Source organism: Massilia niabensis, from assembly GCF_042655085.1.
Taxonomy (GTDB): domain Bacteria; phylum Pseudomonadota; class Gammaproteobacteria; order Burkholderiales; family Burkholderiaceae_D; genus Telluria; species Telluria niabensis.
In genome coordinates this window covers 20,063-37,797 of record NZ_JBHSMU010000003.1, presented here as the reverse complement: position 1 = coordinate 37,797, position 17,735 = coordinate 20,063, and the positions used below count along the sequence as shown (strand labels likewise).

Genomic DNA, 17,735 nt, shown 5'->3' with positions numbered 1-17,735 from the left:
TGCTTACCCCGTCATCCGGTCGCTCGAGCGGCGACGCTTGACCTGCGATTCGTCTTCGCCACCGCCCATGGCATTGATCCACTGCTCCAGCTGGGCGAAGCTTGGCTTGGTGTTGAGCTGGATCAGGCGGCGCCCGGCGTCGATCGCCAGCAGGGCTGGTTTGCCGGCTACGTGGGTGCAGAGGACGACTTTTACGGTTTCCATGGTCGATGCTTCGCCGTTCACTAGCTGCTTCATCATATTCGAGAGCGGGTCCAGCAGGCCGTAGCAGAAGAAGATGCCAATGAAGGTACCGACCATCGCCGCGCCGACTTTTTCCGCAATCGCGCCCGAGTCGGCGCCTTCCGAGACCGAATACATGGCCATCACGATGCCCAGCACCGCGGCCAGGATGCCGAAGCCCGGCATGCCTTCGGCGATCTTGTGCAGCGACTTCGACGGCTGGGTGAGTTCCTCGTGGATGGCTTCGAGTTCCTGCTCCAGCACGCCTTCTAGTTCGTGGGCATTGATCTTACCCATGGCCATCAAGCGGAAGTTATCAACGATGAAGGCAAGGAGCTTGGGCTCGTCCAGGATGCGCGGGTAGCGCTGGAAGATTGCGCTTTCGCGCGGCGCTTCGACGTGGGCATCAAGCGCTTTCAGGCCACCGGAAGCCAGTTGCAGCAGTTCGTACATCAGCAGCAGCAGCTGGCGCTGGAATTCCGAATCGTGCTTTTTGCGCGAGGCGATTTTTTTCAGCTGGTGCGCCATTTCGGTCAGCACGTGCTTCTCGTTGCCGATCACGAGCGCACCAAAAGCGGCGCCGACGATGATCAGGATCTCGATGGGATGCCAGATCGCGGTGACCGTGCCGCCCATCAGGGCAAAACCGCCGAACACGCAGCCGAGCACAATGAGGATACCGATTAATTGCTGCATGACGGGCCTTTCAGGATGGTGATCATGGTTGTTTCTCTTGTTTCTGTACTGATTAGCGTGGCCCGAGGGCGGCTTTCATCTTGGCCAGTGCGCTCTTGTTGAGCTGGCAGACGCGGGCGTCCGACAGGTCGAGCACGGCGGCGATTTCTTTGTAGCTGAGCTCGAACTCGTAAATCATCTGGATCACGCGCTGTTCTTTCTCCGACAGGCCGCCCAGCGCCTGCTCCAGGCTGCGGCGCACCATGAAGGCTTCTTCCGGCCCCGGCGTGCTGTTGGCGGGATCAAGCGCTTCCTGCAGCACTTCGTCGAAGCTCAGCATCTCTTCGGCGCTGTCGTCGAGCAGGTGCTCGAAGTAGGCTTCCTGGGTGATGCCCAGCGAATCGGCTGCTTCTTGCGGCGTCGGCTCGCGCCCGAGCGAACGAGTGAGGGCGCGCAGGGCGTCGCGCACGCGGTGCGCATCCTGGCGCACGGCGCGCGGGCGCCAGTCCTGGCGGCGCAGCTCGTCGAGGATGGCGCCGCGGATGCGCAGCGACGCGAAGCTGCCGAAGCCGGTGTCGGGCGCGCCGTAGCGGCGCAGCGCCTCGAGCAGGCCCATCAAACCGATCTGCTCCATGTCCTCGCGCGACATCGCCCCCGACACCTGCGAGTTCAGCTGGCGCACGATGCGCTTGACCAGCGGCGCATAGGCCACCAGGTGCTGCTGCTCTTCACGCGCGCTCATCCCCGAGGCGACAGCGGCCTCCTGGTATTCGCCCGCGCCAGCGGTATCAAGGTAATCGGCGGAATAGGCCACGTGGTTCCCGGTGTTATTCGATGATCAGTTTGCCGATCATGACTTCGTCGAACGGCTTGTCGCGTTCTTCGCTCGCATAATTGGCATCAAAGGTTTTATTCAGCTGGGCGGCGAACTGCTCGACCGTCATGTTCGACGCGTCCGCCAGCGTGTGGCTCGAGAGTGCGCGCACGGCCACCGCGCGCAGCAGCGGCAGGTGTTCCTTGGCCTGCTTCTCCTGGTCCACGGTAGTGGCCAGCACCAGGTCGGCCGACAGGTAATGGGCGCTCGTTTCGTTCGGGCCGCGGCGCAGCATGACGATCACCTTGTCGAGGGTGACGTACTTGGCCGGCTTGTCCGCTTGTTCCTTCTTTTTTGCCGCCTGCTTGGTCGCTGCGGCTTCGGCGGCAGTCGGCGCTTTCGCTTCCGACTGCATCCACCACATGGCGCCACCGGCCGATGCCGCGCCCACCAGCACCACGGCGACCACGCCGATCATCATCTTGAGCTTGCTGTTCATCTGTTCTTTATTCTTTATTCTTACGTCGATGCCCGGCCGTTCAGCGAGAACGGAGAGGCGCCGGTATTGGCTTCGGCCAGGGCATTGCCCGGGTGTTGTTCCTCCTGGCCTTCCTGCTGGCGTCCGCGGCCGCTACCGTCGCCGGCGAACATGTTCGTATTGTTCGTAGCGGCCGCACGCGGGGCTGCGGCGATGTTGACCGCGACATCGGTGAACTGGCGCTGGGCCAGGTCGTTGCGCAGGTTCTCGCCCACCGCCTGCAGCTGGCGCAGCACTTCGCCGTGCGTGGCCGAGATGTGCACTTCGAGCGAGCCGGCGCTGTGGCGAATCGCAATCTCGACCCGGCCCAGCATCGGCGGCTCGAGGCGGATCACGGCCTGCTCGGCGTTCTTGCCGACCTGGAGCTGGAGACGGTCGCCGAGCGCTTCCTGCAGGGTCTGGCGCCAGGCAGTCGGCGGGCCGGACAGGGTCACGGTGTCCGCCGTCCGCCCGGCGTTGCCCGGGGCAGGGGCGGCAATGCCGACCGTGTTCGCGGCGCCGCGCTCGACGGTGGGCTGCGCCTGGTCCTGCGGCGCGTCGCCACTGGACGCGAGCGTCTCGGCCGGCAGGGCGGCAGGCGCCGCGCCGGCGTTCGTCACCGTGCCGGACACCGGTTTCAATGCGCCGTCCGCGACCGCCAGGGCCGCGCCGCCACGCTGGGCGACGGGTGCGCCGGGCAGCGAAGCAAGCTCGGTGTCGGCGGCAGGCGCCGCTTCTTTGGTGTTTGGGGCGCCGGGCAGCGCGGCGGCAAGAGCAGCCAACGTCGCCTGCGTGCCTGGCATCAGCGGCATGTTCATCGCCATCGCGCCCAGCAGCGGCGTGTCGGCATTCGCCTGCTGCTCCTCGACAGCGGTCGTGCCGTCCGGCGCGGCCATCGTGGCACCACCGGCAGCGGCCGGGTCGGCCGAGGCAACCGGTTCCAGCCCGAGCCATTGAGCGAACGCCAGGGCCGGCTGTGCAGGCGCTGGCTGCGTGCTGCCGGCAGCGGCCTGGCCAGCGTCCGGAGCGCCGCTTGCGTCCTCGGCGAGCGGAGCGGCGGTATCGGCGGCGGCAGGCGCTGCAGCCCTGGCTTGGGCGGCCGGCCCGTTCATGTTCGTGAAGGTCAGGTTCATTCTTGGTGTCCGGCAGGTTCGGTGTCGCTGGCGAGCGCATAGGCGATCCAGCCGTCTTTGTTGTTGCGCAAGTCGGCAAGGCGCCCGCTCAAAGTGCCGAGCGCTTCGGCGCAGGCCGCGGCCGCATTGTCGTGGTGTGCGCGCAGCTGCGCCAGTGCGGCGAGTTCGGCGCGGCTCCACGGGCCGCGCATTTTCAAGGCGGCCAGCTGCGGCGCGAGATTATGGGCGAGGACGCCGAGGCGCTCCCAGTCGCGCGCCGCACCAGCCTGGGCCAGCGCAGCGGCCAGCTGGCCGATCTTCGCGCTCCTAGGCATTGCGCGCCCGGACGCCTTGCCAGCCCTGGCGGATCGTGCTCAGGACGCCAACCACTTCGTCGACCATCGCCGGATCCATCTTGATGCCCGCACCCTGCAGGCGTAGCGAGCAGAATTCATACAGGTTGGCCAGGTTGGCGACGACTTCGCCACCCTGTTCGAAATCCAGCGAGCTCGACAGGCCATTGATGATTTCGCAGCACTTGTCGATGCTGCTGGCTTTCTGCTCGTAGCGCTTGCCGACAATGTGACCGCGCGCGCGCGCCAGCTCGTCGAGCAGGCCGTCGGTCAGCAGCAATACCAGTTCGACAGGGGTGGCACGCGAGGTCTGCGAGTCGAGGTTGACTGCGTGATAATTGCCGTAGGCTTCTTGATAGGACATGGCTATGAGTTTAGTCTTTGCTGTCGCTGAACATAGCGTCGAACAGCGAGGTGTTATAGGTCATGCTGCTCTGAATGGATTGCAGCTGCGTGAACTGTGCCAGGTAGCGCGCATAGGCGCTGTCGTACTGACGGTCGAGGGTGGTCTGACGCTCGGTCAAGCTGACGCGCAGCTTGCTGACCGCATCCTTGCGATTGCCGATCTGGCCATTCGTGCTGTCGGTCCACACCTTGATGTACACATCAAGCTTGCCGGCGATACCGCTCGATGCCGTGCTCGATGCGCTGCCGATCAGCGTGTCCAGGCCTGTCGGGTTGGCCGCAAGCGCCTTTGTCAGCCGGGTGCTGTCGAGACTGAGCGTGCCCTGGCGGTTGGCGGTGATGCCATAGCTCGCCAGGCTGGTGGTGCCGGTCGCGCGAACCATGCCGATGAGCCGGTCGCGCAGCGCGCGTACACCGCTGTCGCCGGCAAAGGCGCCGGCTGTCGCCCCGCTCGACGGATCGCCCGGACTGACCAGACCGTCGATTGCCGACTTCAACTTGTTGTAGGCGTCCACGAAGGACTGGACATTGGCCGTCGTTTTCGACGTGTCGGTACCCACGGTCAGCGTCACCGGCGCGCTGCCGGCCGCTTGCGCTTTCGAGACCGTCATGGCGACGCCGTCGACCACGTTGAAGGTATTGGTGGCGCTGTAGGTCGCGGTACCGGCGCTCGAACCAATGCGGACGATGGCGTCTTGCGCCGGTACCAGGTCCTTCCGGGTGCTTGCGCCGAAGGCCGCGTTGGCGTCGCCACCCGTGGTGAGCTGGATGTTGTTGGCCTTGCCCGTCAGCTTGGAGGTCAGCACCAGCTCCGAAAAGCTGGTGCCATCGGCGTTCGTGCCGCTGACGACCGAGGCCAATACACTGGTGTTCTTTGCATCGCCATTGATCGCGGCCGCGAGCTCGCGCACCGTATAGGCACGCTCGGTGAGGGTGATGGTAAATCGCTCGACAGTCGGGTGCGCCGTGTTATCGGTTGGTGGCTCGCCGACGGTGCTGGCGAACGTCAGGGTTCCACCAGAGGTTCCGGTGATGTCGCGTACGCCGCTGTATGACACCTGGTGCGCGCTGGCCAACTGCTCCACGAAGAACGAATACGTGCCCGCTGCTGCGGTAGGGGAGGCAGTTGCGCTGGCCACAGCGGTGTCGCTGAAGACGGCGCTGGTGGCTGCCATCGTCTTGTTCAGGCCGGTAAGGGCCGCGAGGCTGCTCTGGAAGCTGTTCAGCACCGAGCCGAGCGTGCCGAGGGCCTTTTCGGTGGCGCTGGCCTGCTCGCTCTGGCGTGTGAGCATTGCCTGGCGGGCGGCGGTGGAACTTTCCGCCAGTGCCTGGGCGGTCGTCGCCGGGTCGTAGTTGGTGCCGATGCTTGCCATGGGTTCTCCTTGTTGTTCAAGCCGGGCTTACGCCCGTCCTGCCAGCCACGATTGCGTGGCGATCTCGTCTTCGCGTTTGCGGGCCGCGCGGTCCTGCTCGCGCGCCAGGGCGTCCTGCTGCTGTTCGAGGACCTTGCCGAGCAGTTCGCGGCGCGTCCACGCCTGCGCCAGGTGGCGCTGCGACACGGCCATGTTCGCCTCATGCAGCTGGAGGTCGGTACGGTGGTGGTCCGCCAGCGTGAACACGGCCTGCTTGTACTGTCCGCAGTTCAGCGCCAGGGCGGGAGCCAGGCGGCCTGCGGCACTTTTCCCGGACGCGCCACTGCCTTCCGCGAGCGAGGCAAGGCGCTCGAGGTTGGCCTGGTAGCGCGCGCGGGTCGCTTCCTGGCGGGCCAGTTCGGTCTGCAGCTTGTCGACTTCGGTGCTGCGCAGCTGGACCAGCGTATCCAGGCTCTGGATGGCGTCGCGCCGGTTCATTGCATCATCCCTTGCAGCTGCGTCACGCAGGTGTCGAGCGGCGCGCCTTCACGCGTGCCCTGGCACAGGAAGGCTTCGATATGGGGCTGCAGGCGCACCGCGCGGTCGGTCTCCGGATCGGCGCCGGGGGTGTAGGCGCCGAGCGGGATCAGGTCGCGCACCCGGGCGTGGCGCGCCAGGGTCGCTTTCAGCTTCCTCGCCGCATTTGTATGCTCGGGCGTGACCACCTGCGCCATGCAGCGGCTGATCGACTGGGCAACATCGATCGCCGGATAGTGGCCGCGCTCGGCCAGTTCGCGCGTGAGCACGATGTGGCCATCGAGGATCGCGCGCGCGGTATCGACCACCGGGTCCTGCTGGTCGTCGCCTTCGGCCAGCACCGTATAGATGGCGCTCATGCTGCCGTTCGGGTTTTCGCCGTTGCCGGCCGATTCCACCAGTTGCGGCAGGTTCGAGAACACCGACGGCGGATAGCCGCGCGTGGCCGGCGGCTCGCCCAGCGACAGCGCCACTTCGCGCAGCGCCATCGCGTAGCGGGTGAGCGAGTCGACCAGCAGCAGCACGTTCTGGCCGCGGTCGCGGAAATGCGCCGCCACCGAATGGCACAGTTCGGTGGCCATGACGCGCATCATCGGCGACTCGTCGGCCGGCGCCACGATCAGGACGGCGCGCTTCAGGCCTTCCGGCCCGAGCGACTTCTCGACGAATTCGCGCACCTCGCGGTTACGCTCGCCGATCAGGCCGACGACGATCACGTCGGCCACCGTCTCGCGCGTGATCAGGCCGAGCAGCACCGACTTGCCGACGCCAGAACCGGCCATCAGGCCGACGCGCTGGCCCTTGCCGAGGGTGAGCATCGAATTAATTGCGCGCACGCCGACGTCGAGCGGCTCGTCGACCGGGGTCTTGCGCAGCGGGTTGACTTTCGGCGGGGTGAAGTTCAGGGGCTGGTCGCCACCAAGGCGGCCCAGGCCGTCGATCTCTTCGCCCAGGCCATTGACCATGCGGCCCAGCCAGGTCGGGCCGACCATCAGGCTGGCGGCCGTTTTTTCCGGCAGCACGCGTGCGCCCGTCGCCAGGCCGTTGGCCTTCTTGAACGGCATCAGGTAGGAGACCTTGTCGCGAAAGCCCACGACCTGCGCATCGAGCCAGCTGCCGTCATTGAGTTCGACGCGGCAGCGCTGGCCGGTGTGCAGCTTGCAGCCGACGCTCTCCAGCAGCAGGCCCTGCGCGCCGACCAGGCGCCCGGTGGGCGTGGCCACCGGCACCGCATCGATGTCGAGCGAACGCAGGGTATCGAGCAGCGCCGTCATTGATTTTCTTCCTCGGTTGCGGCGAGGGCGTCGCGGACCTGGTCCATGCAGGCGGCAAGCCGGCCCTGGCAGCCGGCGTCGACTTCATGGTCGCCGGCTTTCACGCGAATCTCGCCTGGGGCCAAAGACGGATCGGCCAGCAGGTTCCACTTCCTGGCACGCTTCGGATCGAGTTCGGAAACGCGCCTGAGTTCTTCCGGATTCATCAGGACCTCGATTGCGTCGCGGGCCGGCGGCATCGCGGCCAGCGCTTCGTCAACCAGGGCCAGCAACTGGGTTGGCTGCAGGGCCAGTTCGGCGCGGATCACCTGGCGCGCGATCTTGCCGACCAGGTCGACGACTTCCTTGCGCTGGGCGGTCTTGAAATCGCTTTTCAGCTTTTTCAGGGCCTTCAGCGCGGCGTCGACCGGTTTGCCGATCTGGTCCAGGTGGGCGAGCGCCTGCGCGCGGCCTTCCTCCAGCCCGCGCTGCAAACCTTCCGCCTGGCCGGCCGCGTAACCCTCGGCGCGCGCGGCCTCGAAGCCGGCGTCGTAACCGTCCTGCTGGCCCTGGCGGTAGCCGGCGGCCAACGCGCTGTCCCAGTCTTCCTGGGTCGGCGCACCGGAGCCGGCAGCCGGCGCGGTGCCGTTGGCCAACCGCACCTGGTGCAGGGGAGGGAAGTGATAAGGCCGGAACTGCTTCATTCGGCGGTGGCCTCGGCGAACAGCTGCACGTCGATCTCGCCGGCGTCGGCAAGCGCCTTCACGGCAGCCATGATGTCCTTGCGCGTCTGCTCGATGCGCGACATCGGCACCGGGCCCGAACGGCGCATCAAATCTTCGAAGCTTTGCGCCTGGCGCTTCGGCATCGCGGAGAGGATGGCGTCGCGCAGGGCCGGCTCGGCACCCTTGAGTGCGATCGCCCACTGCTCGAGCGGGATGTCGTCGAGCAGGCGCGTGATGACCTGTTCGGTCTGGCGCGACAGGATGAAGAAGTCGTACATCGACATCTCGATCTGCGATACCACTTCGGGATCGTGCGCGCGCAGCAGTTCGACCATGCCGGCACGATTGCCCGGCAGGCGGTTCAGGATCTCGGCGACCTGGCGCACGCCTTCGACGCTCGCGCTTTGCGTGTCGAGCGCGGCCAGGCAGCGCGCTACCAGCTCTTCCAGTTCGCGCAGCAGGTCGCGGTCGATCTCGTCCAGGCGCGCCAGGTTCAGCAGCACCACGTCGCGGCTCGATTCCGGCAGCCCTTCGATGATCTGGCCGGCCAGCGCGGGCGGCAGGAAGGCGAGGAACACGGCCTGCATCTGCACGTGCTCGTGCGAGATGAATTCTGCGAGCCACTTTGGCGACGCGTACTGCAGGCGCGCCATCATCGGGCGGATCGCGTCGCCATAAATCGTGTTCAGGACGCTGTTGGCGATGTCGCTGCCGAGGGCCAAATCGAGCGAGCGCTTCAGGTAGGTGCGCGAGGCGCCATGCAGGCCGCTCTGCTCGCGGTAGTCGTCGAAGAAGTTCTGGACGGCGTATTTCACCGAATCGACCTTGATCCCGCTCATGCGCGACATCACCTGGGTCAGTTCGATCAACTCATCGCGCTCGAGGCAGCGCAGCACGGCCGCAGCCGGCTCTTCGCCGATCGACAGCAGGACGATCGCAGCTTGTTCGACCGGGGTCAGGACTGCACCCTCGGCGTTATTGTTCAGTTCGGCCATGTTTCTTCTGCACCCATTGTTTGACGACTTCGGCAACGCGCTCCGGCTCCTTGCCGGCCAGCACCTTGAGGTGATCGACCATCACATCCACGGCGGAACCGGCCGGCGGCAGATCATAGTTTTCCAGCAGCGGCACCACCGCAGCCGCGCCGGCCCCGGCAGGCAGCATGGCGGCAGCGCCTGCGAGGACCGGGGTGGCGCCGTCGGCAACGGCGCCGTTCGGCAACGCAGCCACGGCCGCAGTCGACGATCCCGCCGCTCCTGGCGCCGGCAAGGCCGGAGCCAGTCGCTGGGTGACGGTGCGCAGCAGCGGCCTGGCCAGCAGCAGGTAGGCGAGCAGGGCGCCGACGATCCAGAGGAGATAGCCGGTGGCGTCGACGATGGTGTCGCGCTCTTCCCACCACGGCTGGGCCACGGCGGCTGCCGGGAAGCTCAGGGCGGACACGGCCAGCACGTCGCCGCGCACCTGGTCGATGCCCAGGCCGCCGCGCAGGATCTTGTCGATGTTGGCCAGTTCCGCCGGGGTGAAGCCAACTTTGGCATTGGCTGCGCTGGCGTTGTTCAGGACCACCGCCACCGACAGCTTGCGCAGGCGGCCGCGCGAACGCTTGATCTGGGTGATCGCACGGTCGTAGGCGTATTGGCGGGTGGTGGCGTTCTTGCGCGAGTTGCTGTTGTCTTTCTCGGCGGCGGCCGCAGCGGCAGCGGCGGCGGCATCAGGCGCGGCGTCGGCAGGTGCGGCCGGGTCGGCGGGCACCGGAGCGCGGTTCGACAGCGTGCCCGGCACGCCCATCGCAAGGCGGTTCTTTTCCAGCTCTTCGCGCATCGCCTCGCTCGTGACCTTCGGGGCTTCGCCGTACTTTTCCTGGGTTTCCTCGATCTTGTCGTTGTCGATGTCGGCGGTGACGCTGACCTTGAAGTTGTTCGCGCCCAGGACAGGGCCGAGCAGCTCGGTGACGTTGGCGCGCACTTCGTTCGCCACGCGCTGGGCGGCGGCGTCACCCTGGGTGCCGCCGTCGAAGCCTTCAGTCAGGTCGACACGCGAGGACAGGTAGTTGCCGGCCTGGTCGACCAGCGACACGCGTGCCGGGGACAGGCTGGCGACGCTGCCGGAAACCATGTTGACGATCGCGGCGATCTGCTCGTTGCCTAGCGTGCGGCCCGGCTTGGTGGCGATCACGACCGAGGCCGAGCTCTGGTCCGAGCTGCCGGCGACAAAGGAATTGGTCTTGGCGATGGCGAGGTGCACGCGCGCCGAGGCGATCGCGTCGAGCGACAGGATGCTCTGCGCCAGCTCGCCTTCCAGGCCGCGGCGGAAGCGCACGTCCTGCACGAACTGCGACACGCCCAGCGGGTCGTTCTTGTCCATCAGTTCCAGGCCGGCCGGCAGCTGGGCGGTCACGCCCTTGGCGGCCAGCAGCATGCGCACCTTGCCCAGTTCTGCGCTCGGGACCATCACCTGCCCGCTGTCCGGGTGGACGCGGTAGGGGATCTGTTCGGCCTCCAGCACGCCCATCATGTCGCTGGCGGCGACCTTTTCGCGCGCGCCGAAGACGGGCTTGTAGTTGGCCTGGTCCTGCCACATGAACATCATGACGGCGGCCGTGATGACGACCGCCAGCACCAGCAGCGGGGTCAGGTTGTTGCGCAGGCCCGGCGGCAGGCTTGGCATGGCGCCGGCTCCGCCCTTGAAGGCATTCTTGAGTTTGGAAATCACGTTGATGGCTTTTCGCTGTATTTACTGTTGCATCAGACGGGCAGCTTGATCAGTTCGTCGACCGCGCCCATGACCTTGTTACGCACCTGCATGAGCATCGAGAACGACAGGCTGGCCTGCTGGCTGGCCAGCATCGCGCCGACCAGGTCGTCGCTCTTGCCCGTCTCGACATCGGCCATCTTCACCGCGGCGGCCTGGTCCTGGTCGTCCACGCTGCGCACCGCATTCTTCAGGGTCTGGGCAAAAGAGAAGTCGCCCTGGCCGCCCGGCACTGCCGGTTCCACCGCCGGCGCAATCGCCAGGCGCTGGGCTTCATTTGTCAGTGCGGCAAGATCGGCCTTGATCAGGCCAGCCATTTCAGTTTGCATTTGTTAAATCCTGTGCGTTCGATGTTGCGTGTGAGTGACAGATCGAGTCGCGTTTTTGCGACATTTGACGATTAACATGTCGTCTTCATTACAACAAATGTTAAATCTTGCGCATCAAAACTCTGCATAAAAGCGTGTTTCCAAACTGCAGTTATTTCACGTTTCCCCTCGTAGACGGGGCTGTTTTCCCTAGGGAGCTGCGCAATTCAAGATACGATCTTACCGTACGGCAATGCAGAATTCAAAGAGGAATATCAAGTGATCCGAAACATCTAAGCGGGTATAATTGTTGCCTTAGGGAATGAATGAAAAACACGACTTCCGAATATCACCAATTCGACGTATTCCGACTGCATCTCGCCCGCACCTTGCTACTTATGCCAATTAACAATTCAACTGTTCAAGAGCGCATGCACCAGGTACTCGATCCTTCCCTGCTGGGGCGGCCCGTGCACCTGTTGCCGGCTTTTGCTGCCGCGTTTGGCGACGACCTGGCGGCAATGCTGGCCGCGCCGCTGTGGCGCCGCTACTGGGGCGGCTTCGCCCTCAGCCGGGTCGAGTTCGTCCGTGCGCCGGAAGGCGGCGCGCTGCGCTGGCTGGGCATGGACAGCGGCCACGGGGTCGCCAGCGTGGCCTTCGAGCGTGCCCTGTTGGTGGGCCTGCTGGAAGCGCGCTACAGCAAGGGGCAGGCAAGGCTGCTGCGCGACCCGGAGGGCGAACGCATCACCGCCACCGAAGAGCGGCTGGCGTTGACCCTGACCCAGCAACTGTCTGAAGTACTGGCGATGCGCGTGCGCGTCGCCGCCGGCGCTGCCGGCATCGAGCTGTCCTCGGCGCCGTTGACGCCCGCGGGCAGCGCGGCGCCAGGCAGGAATGCCTGGGCGCTCACCGTTACCTTGCGCGAACCGCAGGGCGAAAGGGAGGCGCGCTGCTTCATCGCGCCCGACGCGCACATGATGGGCCTGATCCTGCAGGCGCTGCAGCCGGAGCGCCCGCAGCGCGCGCAGCGTCAGGGCGAGCAGCTGGGTACGAGCCTCAAGGTCAAGCTGGAAGGCCGCCTGGTGAGCCATGAAATGACGCTCGAAGCGCTGTTCGGGCTGAAGGTGGGCGACGTGATTCCGGTCACGGTCGGCCGCGCCGACGTCCTGCTCGACGAAGCCTGCCTGTTCACGGCAGCCGTTGCCGAGCACAAGGGCAAGCTGTGTTTAACCTCTTTTGAAGACGCTGAATAATGGACATGAATCTCAACGAGCAACTGGCTGTCGACGTCCTCCTCGATGACAACGTGGAGGTCGCGGCCCCCGCGCCCGCACGCAATCCGCGCCTGCCGCAGATGATGCGCCGCATCCCGGTGACGCTGACGCTGGAAGTGGGCTCGGCCCGCATCTCGCTGCAGGACCTGATGGACCTGGGCCCGGCCAGCGTGCTGCCGCTCGATTCGCTGGCCGGCGAGCCGCTCGTCATCAAGGTCAACGGCGCACCGATCGGCCGCGCCGAAGTCGTGGTGGCAGGCGAGCAGTACGGCCTGAAAGTGATCGATCTCGACGGCCTGAACCTGGACCTGATCGCACCATGATGTTACCGACGGGCGGCGCCGCGCCGTTCAAGCTGACCCCTTGCCGTATTGCCGCAGCGGCAGCCGCGCTGACGCTGCTATTGTGTGCTGCTCCCGCAAGCGCGGCCGATGTCCTGGCCGGCGTCATCCCCGGCGCCAATTCCGGGATGAGCGTGAAATCCCAGATTCTGGTCCTGATGACGCTGCTCGGGCTGCTGCCCGTGCTGGTCATGATGACGACCTGTTTCACCCGCTTCGTGATCGTGCTGTCGCTCTTGCGCCAGGCCCTCGGCCTGCAGCAGGGCTTGCCGAGCCGCGTGGTCACCGGCATCGCCCTGATCCTGACGATGCTGGTGATGCGCCCGATCGGGGTGCAGGTCTGGAATGAAGCCTTCCTGCCCTACGACCAAGACAAGATCGGCCTGGAGCAGGCCTTGCGCACCGCCGAAGTGCCGCTGTCGCGCTTCATGCTGGCCCAGACCAGCAAGAGCGCGCTGGCCCAGGTCGCCCACCTGGCGGGCGAAGCCCCAGGCATGAAGCCGGAAGAGCGCGCCTTCACCGTGAAGCTGGCCGCCTTCGTGCTGTCGGAACTGAAGACCGCCTTCCAGATCGGCGCGATGCTGTTCATTCCCTTCCTGATCATCGACCTGGTGGTGTCGTCGGTGCTGATGGCGATGGGCATGATGATGCTGTCCCCGCTCGTCATATCGCTGCCGTTCAAGCTGCTGCTGTTCGTGCTGGTCGACGGCTGGACGCTGACCGTCAACACGCTCGTGGGCAGTATCCACGGTTATTAGAGAGCTCAAATCACATGACCCCTGATGTTGCGGTCGACCTGGTCGCCGAAGCGCTGCGCGTGGTGATGCTGCTGGTGATGGTGCTGGTCGTCCCGGGCCTGGTCATGGGCCTCGTGGTCGCACTGTTCCAGGCGGCCACTCAGATCAACGAACAGACCCTCAGCTTCCTGCCACGCCTCCTGGTGACGCTGGTCGCGCTGATCCTGGCCGGCCACTGGATGACCGGCTACCTGATGGACTATTGCGTGTCGGTGTTCCAGCGCGCGGCCACGCTGGCCGCCTAGCCGATGGAACTGGTCGGCTTCCTGCTGCCCCTGATCGCCGCGCTGTGGTGGCCGTTCTGCCGCATCATGGCGATGTTCTCCATGGCCCCGGCGATCGGCGACGGCATGGTGCCGATCCCGGTGCGCGCGCTGCTGGCGCTGGTGCTCGCCTTCCTGATGCTGCCGGTCACCCGCGCCATGCCGATGCCGGACCCGTTTTCGCTGGCGGGCATCGTCGCCATGTTCGAGCAGGCCGTGATCGGCGGCGTGCTCGGCTTCGCGCTGCAGTTCGCCACCTCCGCCATCTCCATGCTCGGCTTCCTGGCCTCGAGCCAGATCGGCTTTTCGATGGCGCAGATGAACGACCCGGTCAACGGCCAGCAGTCCGACGTGATCTCGAGCCTGCTGGCGCTGGTGGCGATTTTTGTGTTCTTTGCGATCGACGGCCACCTGGTGCTGGCCAGCGTCCTCGCCCAGAGTTTCAAGGCCTGGCCGGTAGGGCAGGGCTTGGGCAACCTGATGCTGCAGACGGTGGCGCTGAACGTCGGCTGGGTGTTCGCCGCGGCCATGCTCCTCGCCCTCCCGATCGTGTTCTCGACCATGGTGGTGCAGATCGGTTTCGGCTTCCTGAACCGGGTGGCGCCCTCGCTGAATTTGTTCTCGCTGGGCTTTTCGCTGGTGACGATCTTCGGCCTGCTGATGCTGGTGCAGCTGGTGCGCTTCATCCCGGAACACTATATCGCCCTGACCAACCAGGTACTCGACATGCTGCAGCAACAGATGAGGGCGGCCCATGGCTGACAGCAGCACTGGCGACAAAACCGAAAAGGCCTCCGCCCAAAAACTGAAAAAGGCGCGCGAGGAAGGGCAGGTAGTCCGTTCGCGCGACCTGGCCACGGCGATCGGCATCCTGGTCAGCCTGAAGCTGTTCGCGCTGATGCTGCCCGATTACCTCGAGTCCTTCCGTGCGCTGTTCCGGCTGGTGTTCGTGCCGCTGGGGGAAACCGGTGCGATCGAGAATGCGATGTCGGTGGTGTTCATGGCCGCCGCCATGTTGTTGATCAAGATGGTGCTGCCGCTGGCGATCATCCCGGTCGCGATCATCATCGGCGGCCTGGTGCCCGGCGGCTGGATCATGTCCGGTAAAAACATGGCGCCGAAGTTCGACCGCCTCAGCCCCATGAAAAACCTGGGCAACCTGTTCACGCAAAAGCATGCGATCGGCGTGGCAACCTCGATCGCCAAGGCCGCGGTGCTGGGCTTCGTGCTGGTGCATGTGTCGCGCTCGAGCGTGGGCGCCTATATCGACCTGCAGCGCCTGCCCCTGATGGAGGCGATCGCGCGCGGCGCCACGATGATGTTCGACGGCCTGATGGCCCTGGTTGCCGTGTTCGTGATCTTCGCCGTGCTCGACGTGCCAATCCAGGCCTTCCAGTTCGCGAAAAACCAGCGCATGAGCAAGCAGGACCAGAAGGAAGAGCACAAGAGCAGCGAAGGCCGGCCCGAGGTGAAGCAGCGCGTGCGCCAGCTGCAGCGCCAGCTGGCCCAGCGCAGCGTGAACAAGACGGTGCCGACGGCCGACGTGGTGATCGTCAACCCCGAGCACTACGCTGTGGCCCTGAAGTACGACACGAACCGCGCCGAGGCGCCCTTCGTGGTGGCCAAGGGCGTCGACGAAATGGCGCTCTACATCCGCGGCATCGCCGCCAAGCACAAGATCGAAACCGTATCGCTGCCGCCGCTGGCGCGCGCGATCTACAACACCAGCCAGGTGCAGCAGCAGATTCCGGCCCAGCTGTACCAGGCCGTGTCCCAGGTGCTGAACTATGTGCTGCAACTGAATGCTTTCCGTGACGGCCGGCGCCAGGCGCCTCCACGGTTCCCCATTGACGTGGCCGTGCCATCTCATCTTAGCGAGGTAACACCTTCATGAATTCCCTGAACGCCTTTGTCGCCGAACTGAAGCGCCAGAAATACGCCGCCCCGGTCTTCCTCCTGATGCTGTTGGGGATGATCATGCTGCCGCTGCCGCCGGTCCTGCTCGACGTCCTGTTCACCTTCAACATCGTGCTGTCGCTGATCGTGATCATCGTCGCCGTGTCGGCAAGGCGCCCGCTCGACTTCTCGGTGTTCCCGACCGTGATCCTCGGGACCACGTTAATGAGGCTCGCGCTGAACGTCGCCTCCACCCGCGTGGTCCTGCTGCACGGCCACGAAGGCACGCACGCGGCCGGCGCCGTCGTCGAGGCCTTCGGTAACGTCGTCATCGGCGGCAATTTCGTGGTCGGCCTGGTGGTCTTCATCATCCTGATGATCATCAACTTCGTGGTCGTTACCAAAGGTTCGGAACGTATTTCGGAAGTGTCGGCGCGCTTCACGCTCGACGCGCTGCCGGGCAAGCAGATGGCGATCGACGCCGACCTGAACGCGGGCCTGATCAACCAGGACAAGGCGCAGCAGCGCCGGAAAGACGTCGCCGCCGAAGCCGACTTCTATGGCGCGATGGACGGCGCCTCGAAATTCGTGCGCGGCGATGCCGTTGCCTCGATCCTGATCCTGGTGATCAACCTGATCGGCGGTATCGCCATCGGCGCGCTGATGTACGACCTGCCGCTGGGCGACGCCTTCCGCGTGTATGCGCTGCTCACCATCGGCGACGGCCTGGTCGCGCAGATCCCGGCGCTGCTGCTGTCCGCCGCCGCCGCCATCCTGGTCACGCGTATCGGCGAAGCCGGCGACCTCGACAAGCAGGTCGGCAGCCAGTTGCTGGCCCAGCCGACGACGCTGTTCGCCGCCGCCGGCGTGATGATCATCCTGGCCCTGGTGCCGGGCATGCCGAAACTCGTGTTCTTCGCCTTCGCGGCGGTCCTGATCTATGCCGCCTGGCGCCTGAACAACCGGGTGCAGCCGGCCGACACCGCCGGCGTGGCAGCGATCGAGGCGGCCCTGCGCGACGACCGCGCGCCCGAGCTCGACTGGGAACAGCTGCCCGTGGTGCAGCCGATCTCGGTGGCGGTCGGCTACAAGCTGGTCGCCATGGTCGACAAGGCCCAGGGCGAGCAGCTCACCAAACGCATCAAGGGCATCCGCCAGAGCCTGTCCGAATCGATGGGCGTGCTGCTCCCGGCGATCGGCGTGCGCGACGACCTGGCCCTGCGCCCGTCCCAGTATTCGGTGAGCCTGTCCGGCGTGGTAGTAGCCGAAGGGGAGGTGCATCCGGAATACCTGATGGCGATCCCCTCGCCGAGCGTGTACGGCGACCTCGATGGCATCCCGGGCCTGGAGCCCGCCTTCGGCATGGCCGTGACCTGGATCACGCCGGACCAGAAAGGCCATGCGTTGGGCCTGGGCTACCAGGTAGTCGAGGTGCCGAGCGTGATCGCCACCCACTGCTCGAAGGTGGTCCGCGACCACCTGCACGAACTGTTCCGCCACGAGGACGTTCCAGCCCTGATCGACCGCCTGACCGCCTTGTCGCCGAAGCTCGCCGGCGCGCTGGAAAAGGCCCTGAACCACACCCAGCTGCTGCGCGTGTTCCGCGTGCTGCTGGCCGAGGGCGTGTCGCTGAAGGACATCGTGGCGATCGGCACCACGCTGCTGGATGCCTCCGAAACCACCAAGGATCCGATCCTGCTGGCGGCTGAAGTGCGCTGCGCGCTGCGCCGGCAGATCGTCTCGAGCCTGTTCGGCAAGAAGAAGGACATGCCGGCCTTTAACCTGTCGGCCGAACTCGAGAACATGCTGCTCGGTTCCCTGAACCAGGCCCGCCAGAGCGGCGGCGGCAAGGTGGCGCTGGATAACTACCCGATCGACCCGCAGCTGCTGTCGCAACTGCAGATCAACATGCCGGTGGCGCGCGAGCAGATGAAGGGCCAGCACACGCCGCCGCTGCTGCTGGTGCTGCCGCAGGTGCGCCCGCTGCTGGCCCGTTACGCGAAGCTGTTCGCGCCGGGCCTGAATGTACTGTCGTATAACGAGATTCCCGAGAACCGGGAAGTGGCGATCGTGGGAACGGTGGGGTAGGTGGAAGTGCCGGGGCGATGAAATAGCCTTTCATCGCACGCCATCAAATGAA

At 65.7% G+C, this 17,735-nt stretch carries 20 protein-coding genes; 7 read left to right on the top strand and 13 right to left on the bottom strand.

Annotated features, from left to right (window positions below; all coding sequences use genetic code 11):
* Positions 1-3: 3 nt before the first annotated feature.
* From motA to ACFPN5_RS00360, 13 genes are all read right to left on the bottom strand, one after another.
* Positions 4-918 carry a flagellar motor stator protein MotA gene (motA, locus tag ACFPN5_RS00420; RefSeq protein ID WP_379778951.1) on the bottom strand — a complete coding sequence of 305 codons (915 nt, stop codon included), beginning with the start codon at positions 916-918 and terminating at the stop codon, positions 4-6.
* A gap of 52 nt (positions 919-970) precedes the next feature.
* Positions 971-1,711: a FliA/WhiG family RNA polymerase sigma factor gene (locus ACFPN5_RS00415; protein WP_379778948.1), complete on the bottom strand. Its 741-nt coding sequence runs from the start codon at positions 1,709-1,711 to the stop codon at positions 971-973.
* 13 nt (positions 1,712-1,724) lie between these two features.
* Positions 1,725-2,210: a flagellar basal body-associated FliL family protein gene (locus tag ACFPN5_RS00410; RefSeq protein WP_379778945.1), complete on the bottom strand. Its 486-nt coding sequence runs from the start codon at positions 2,208-2,210 to the stop codon at positions 1,725-1,727.
* A gap of 20 nt (positions 2,211-2,230) precedes the next feature.
* Entirely contained in the window at positions 2,231-3,361 is a 1,131-nt protein-coding gene (locus ACFPN5_RS00405; protein WP_379778942.1) for a flagellar hook-length control protein FliK, read from the bottom strand.
* A complete protein-coding gene (locus tag ACFPN5_RS00400) occupies positions 3,358-3,675 on the bottom strand; it encodes a hypothetical protein (protein ID WP_379778939.1) in 318 nt (105 codons plus the stop codon). Before ACFPN5_RS00400 ends, ACFPN5_RS00405 begins: the two co-directional genes overlap by 4 nt.
* Positions 3,668-4,057, bottom strand: a complete 390-nt coding sequence (fliS, locus tag ACFPN5_RS00395; protein WP_379778936.1) for a flagellar export chaperone FliS — start codon at positions 4,055-4,057, stop codon at positions 3,668-3,670. Before fliS ends, ACFPN5_RS00400 begins: the two co-directional genes overlap by 8 nt.
* Positions 4,058-4,067: 10 nt before the next feature.
* Entirely contained in the window at positions 4,068-5,471 is a 1,404-nt protein-coding gene (fliD, locus tag ACFPN5_RS00390) for a flagellar filament capping protein FliD (RefSeq protein ID WP_379778933.1), read from the bottom strand.
* 27 nt (positions 5,472-5,498) lie between these two features.
* Positions 5,499-5,948 (bottom strand): flagellar export protein FliJ, encoded by a 450-nt coding sequence (gene fliJ / locus ACFPN5_RS00385; RefSeq protein ID WP_379778930.1) that lies wholly within the window; start codon positions 5,946-5,948, stop codon positions 5,499-5,501.
* Complete coding sequence (gene fliI, locus ACFPN5_RS00380) at positions 5,945-7,261, bottom strand: flagellar protein export ATPase FliI (RefSeq protein WP_379778928.1); 1,317 nt, start codon at positions 7,259-7,261, stop codon at positions 5,945-5,947. Before fliI ends, fliJ begins: the two co-directional genes overlap by 4 nt.
* Positions 7,258-7,944, bottom strand: coding sequence for a flagellar assembly protein FliH (gene fliH / locus ACFPN5_RS00375; protein ID WP_379778925.1), 687 nt, complete (start codon positions 7,942-7,944; stop codon positions 7,258-7,260). The genes fliI and fliH overlap by 4 nt, the downstream gene beginning before the upstream one ends.
* Positions 7,941-8,960, bottom strand: a complete 1,020-nt coding sequence (locus ACFPN5_RS00370; protein ID WP_379778922.1) for a flagellar motor switch protein FliG — start codon at positions 8,958-8,960, stop codon at positions 7,941-7,943. Before ACFPN5_RS00370 ends, fliH begins: the two co-directional genes overlap by 4 nt.
* Positions 8,941-10,632: a flagellar basal-body MS-ring/collar protein FliF gene (gene fliF / locus ACFPN5_RS00365; protein WP_379779780.1), complete on the bottom strand. Its 1,692-nt coding sequence runs from the start codon at positions 10,630-10,632 to the stop codon at positions 8,941-8,943. The genes ACFPN5_RS00370 and fliF overlap by 20 nt, the downstream gene beginning before the upstream one ends.
* Positions 10,633-10,709: 77 nt before the next feature.
* On the bottom strand, positions 10,710-11,045 hold the full coding sequence (locus ACFPN5_RS00360) for a flagellar hook-basal body complex protein FliE (RefSeq protein ID WP_379778920.1): 336 nt from the start codon (positions 11,043-11,045) through the stop codon (positions 10,710-10,712).
* Positions 11,046-11,455: 410 nt separating this feature from the next.
* On the opposite strand from ACFPN5_RS00360, the gene ACFPN5_RS00355 reads away from it, so the two are divergent.
* The 7 genes from ACFPN5_RS00355 to ACFPN5_RS00325 are packed head-to-tail and all read left to right on the top strand — an operon-like array spanning position 11,456 to position 17,683.
* On the top strand, positions 11,456-12,277 hold the full coding sequence (locus ACFPN5_RS00355; protein WP_379778917.1) for a FliM/FliN family flagellar motor switch protein: 822 nt from the start codon (positions 11,456-11,458) through the stop codon (positions 12,275-12,277).
* Positions 12,277-12,621: a FliM/FliN family flagellar motor switch protein gene (locus ACFPN5_RS00350; protein WP_379778914.1), complete on the top strand. Its 345-nt coding sequence runs from the start codon at positions 12,277-12,279 to the stop codon at positions 12,619-12,621. Before ACFPN5_RS00355 ends, ACFPN5_RS00350 begins: the two co-directional genes overlap by 1 nt.
* Positions 12,618-13,397, top strand: coding sequence for a flagellar type III secretion system pore protein FliP (gene fliP, locus ACFPN5_RS00345; RefSeq protein WP_379778911.1), 780 nt, complete (start codon positions 12,618-12,620; stop codon positions 13,395-13,397). Before ACFPN5_RS00350 ends, fliP begins: the two co-directional genes overlap by 4 nt.
* A 14-nt stretch (positions 13,398-13,411) precedes the next feature.
* Complete coding sequence (gene fliQ, locus ACFPN5_RS00340) at positions 13,412-13,681, top strand: flagellar biosynthesis protein FliQ (protein ID WP_379778909.1); 270 nt, start codon at positions 13,412-13,414, stop codon at positions 13,679-13,681.
* A gap of 3 nt (positions 13,682-13,684) precedes the next feature.
* Entirely contained in the window at positions 13,685-14,461 is a 777-nt protein-coding gene (gene fliR / locus ACFPN5_RS00335) for a flagellar biosynthetic protein FliR (protein ID WP_379778906.1), read from the top strand.
* Positions 14,454-15,593 (top strand): flagellar type III secretion system protein FlhB, encoded by a 1,140-nt coding sequence (gene flhB / locus ACFPN5_RS00330; protein WP_379778903.1) that lies wholly within the window; start codon positions 14,454-14,456, stop codon positions 15,591-15,593. The genes fliR and flhB overlap by 8 nt, the downstream gene beginning before the upstream one ends.
* Positions 15,590-17,683, top strand: a complete 2,094-nt coding sequence (locus ACFPN5_RS00325) for a flagellar biosynthesis protein FlhA (protein WP_379778900.1) — start codon at positions 15,590-15,592, stop codon at positions 17,681-17,683. Before flhB ends, ACFPN5_RS00325 begins: the two co-directional genes overlap by 4 nt.
* The last annotated feature ends 52 nt before the right edge of the window (positions 17,684-17,735 follow it).

Bases quoted from the DNA above. Each gene is read 5' to 3' on its own strand.
- fliP (WP_379778911.1), top strand. From the start codon at position 12,618: ATGATGTTACCGACGGGCGGCGCCGCGCCGTTCAAGCTGACCCCTTGC.
- flhB (WP_379778903.1), top strand. From the start codon at position 14,454: ATGGCTGACAGCAGCACTGGCGACAAAACCGAAAAGGCCTCCGCCCAA.
- fliD (WP_379778933.1), bottom strand. From the start codon at position 5,471: ATGGCAAGCATCGGCACCAACTACGACCCGGCGACGACCGCCCAGGCA.
- motA (WP_379778951.1), bottom strand. From the start codon at position 918: ATGCAGCAATTAATCGGTATCCTCATTGTGCTCGGCTGCGTGTTCGGC.
- fliH (WP_379778925.1), bottom strand. From the start codon at position 7,944: ATGAAGCAGTTCCGGCCTTATCACTTCCCTCCCCTGCACCAGGTGCGG.
- ACFPN5_RS00360 (WP_379778920.1), bottom strand. From the start codon at position 11,045: ATGCAAACTGAAATGGCTGGCCTGATCAAGGCCGATCTTGCCGCACTG.
- fliI (WP_379778928.1), bottom strand. From the start codon at position 7,261: ATGACGGCGCTGCTCGATACCCTGCGTTCGCTCGACATCGATGCGGTG.
- ACFPN5_RS00350 (WP_379778914.1), top strand. From the start codon at position 12,277: ATGGACATGAATCTCAACGAGCAACTGGCTGTCGACGTCCTCCTCGAT.
- fliJ (WP_379778930.1), bottom strand. From the start codon at position 5,948: ATGAACCGGCGCGACGCCATCCAGAGCCTGGATACGCTGGTCCAGCTG.
- ACFPN5_RS00370 (WP_379778922.1), bottom strand. From the start codon at position 8,960: ATGGCCGAACTGAACAATAACGCCGAGGGTGCAGTCCTGACCCCGGTC.
- ACFPN5_RS00325 (WP_379778900.1), top strand. From the start codon at position 15,590: ATGAATTCCCTGAACGCCTTTGTCGCCGAACTGAAGCGCCAGAAATAC.
- fliF (WP_379779780.1), bottom strand. From the start codon at position 10,632: ATGCCAAGCCTGCCGCCGGGCCTGCGCAACAACCTGACCCCGCTGCTG.
- fliS (WP_379778936.1), bottom strand. From the start codon at position 4,057: ATGTCCTATCAAGAAGCCTACGGCAATTATCACGCAGTCAACCTCGAC.
- ACFPN5_RS00410 (WP_379778945.1), bottom strand. From the start codon at position 2,210: ATGAACAGCAAGCTCAAGATGATGATCGGCGTGGTCGCCGTGGTGCTG.
- ACFPN5_RS00400 (WP_379778939.1), bottom strand. From the start codon at position 3,675: ATGCCTAGGAGCGCGAAGATCGGCCAGCTGGCCGCTGCGCTGGCCCAG.
- ACFPN5_RS00405 (WP_379778942.1), bottom strand. From the start codon at position 3,361: ATGAACCTGACCTTCACGAACATGAACGGGCCGGCCGCCCAAGCCAGG.
- fliR (WP_379778906.1), top strand. From the start codon at position 13,685: ATGGAACTGGTCGGCTTCCTGCTGCCCCTGATCGCCGCGCTGTGGTGG.
- fliQ (WP_379778909.1), top strand. From the start codon at position 13,412: ATGACCCCTGATGTTGCGGTCGACCTGGTCGCCGAAGCGCTGCGCGTG.
- ACFPN5_RS00355 (WP_379778917.1), top strand. From the start codon at position 11,456: ATGCACCAGGTACTCGATCCTTCCCTGCTGGGGCGGCCCGTGCACCTG.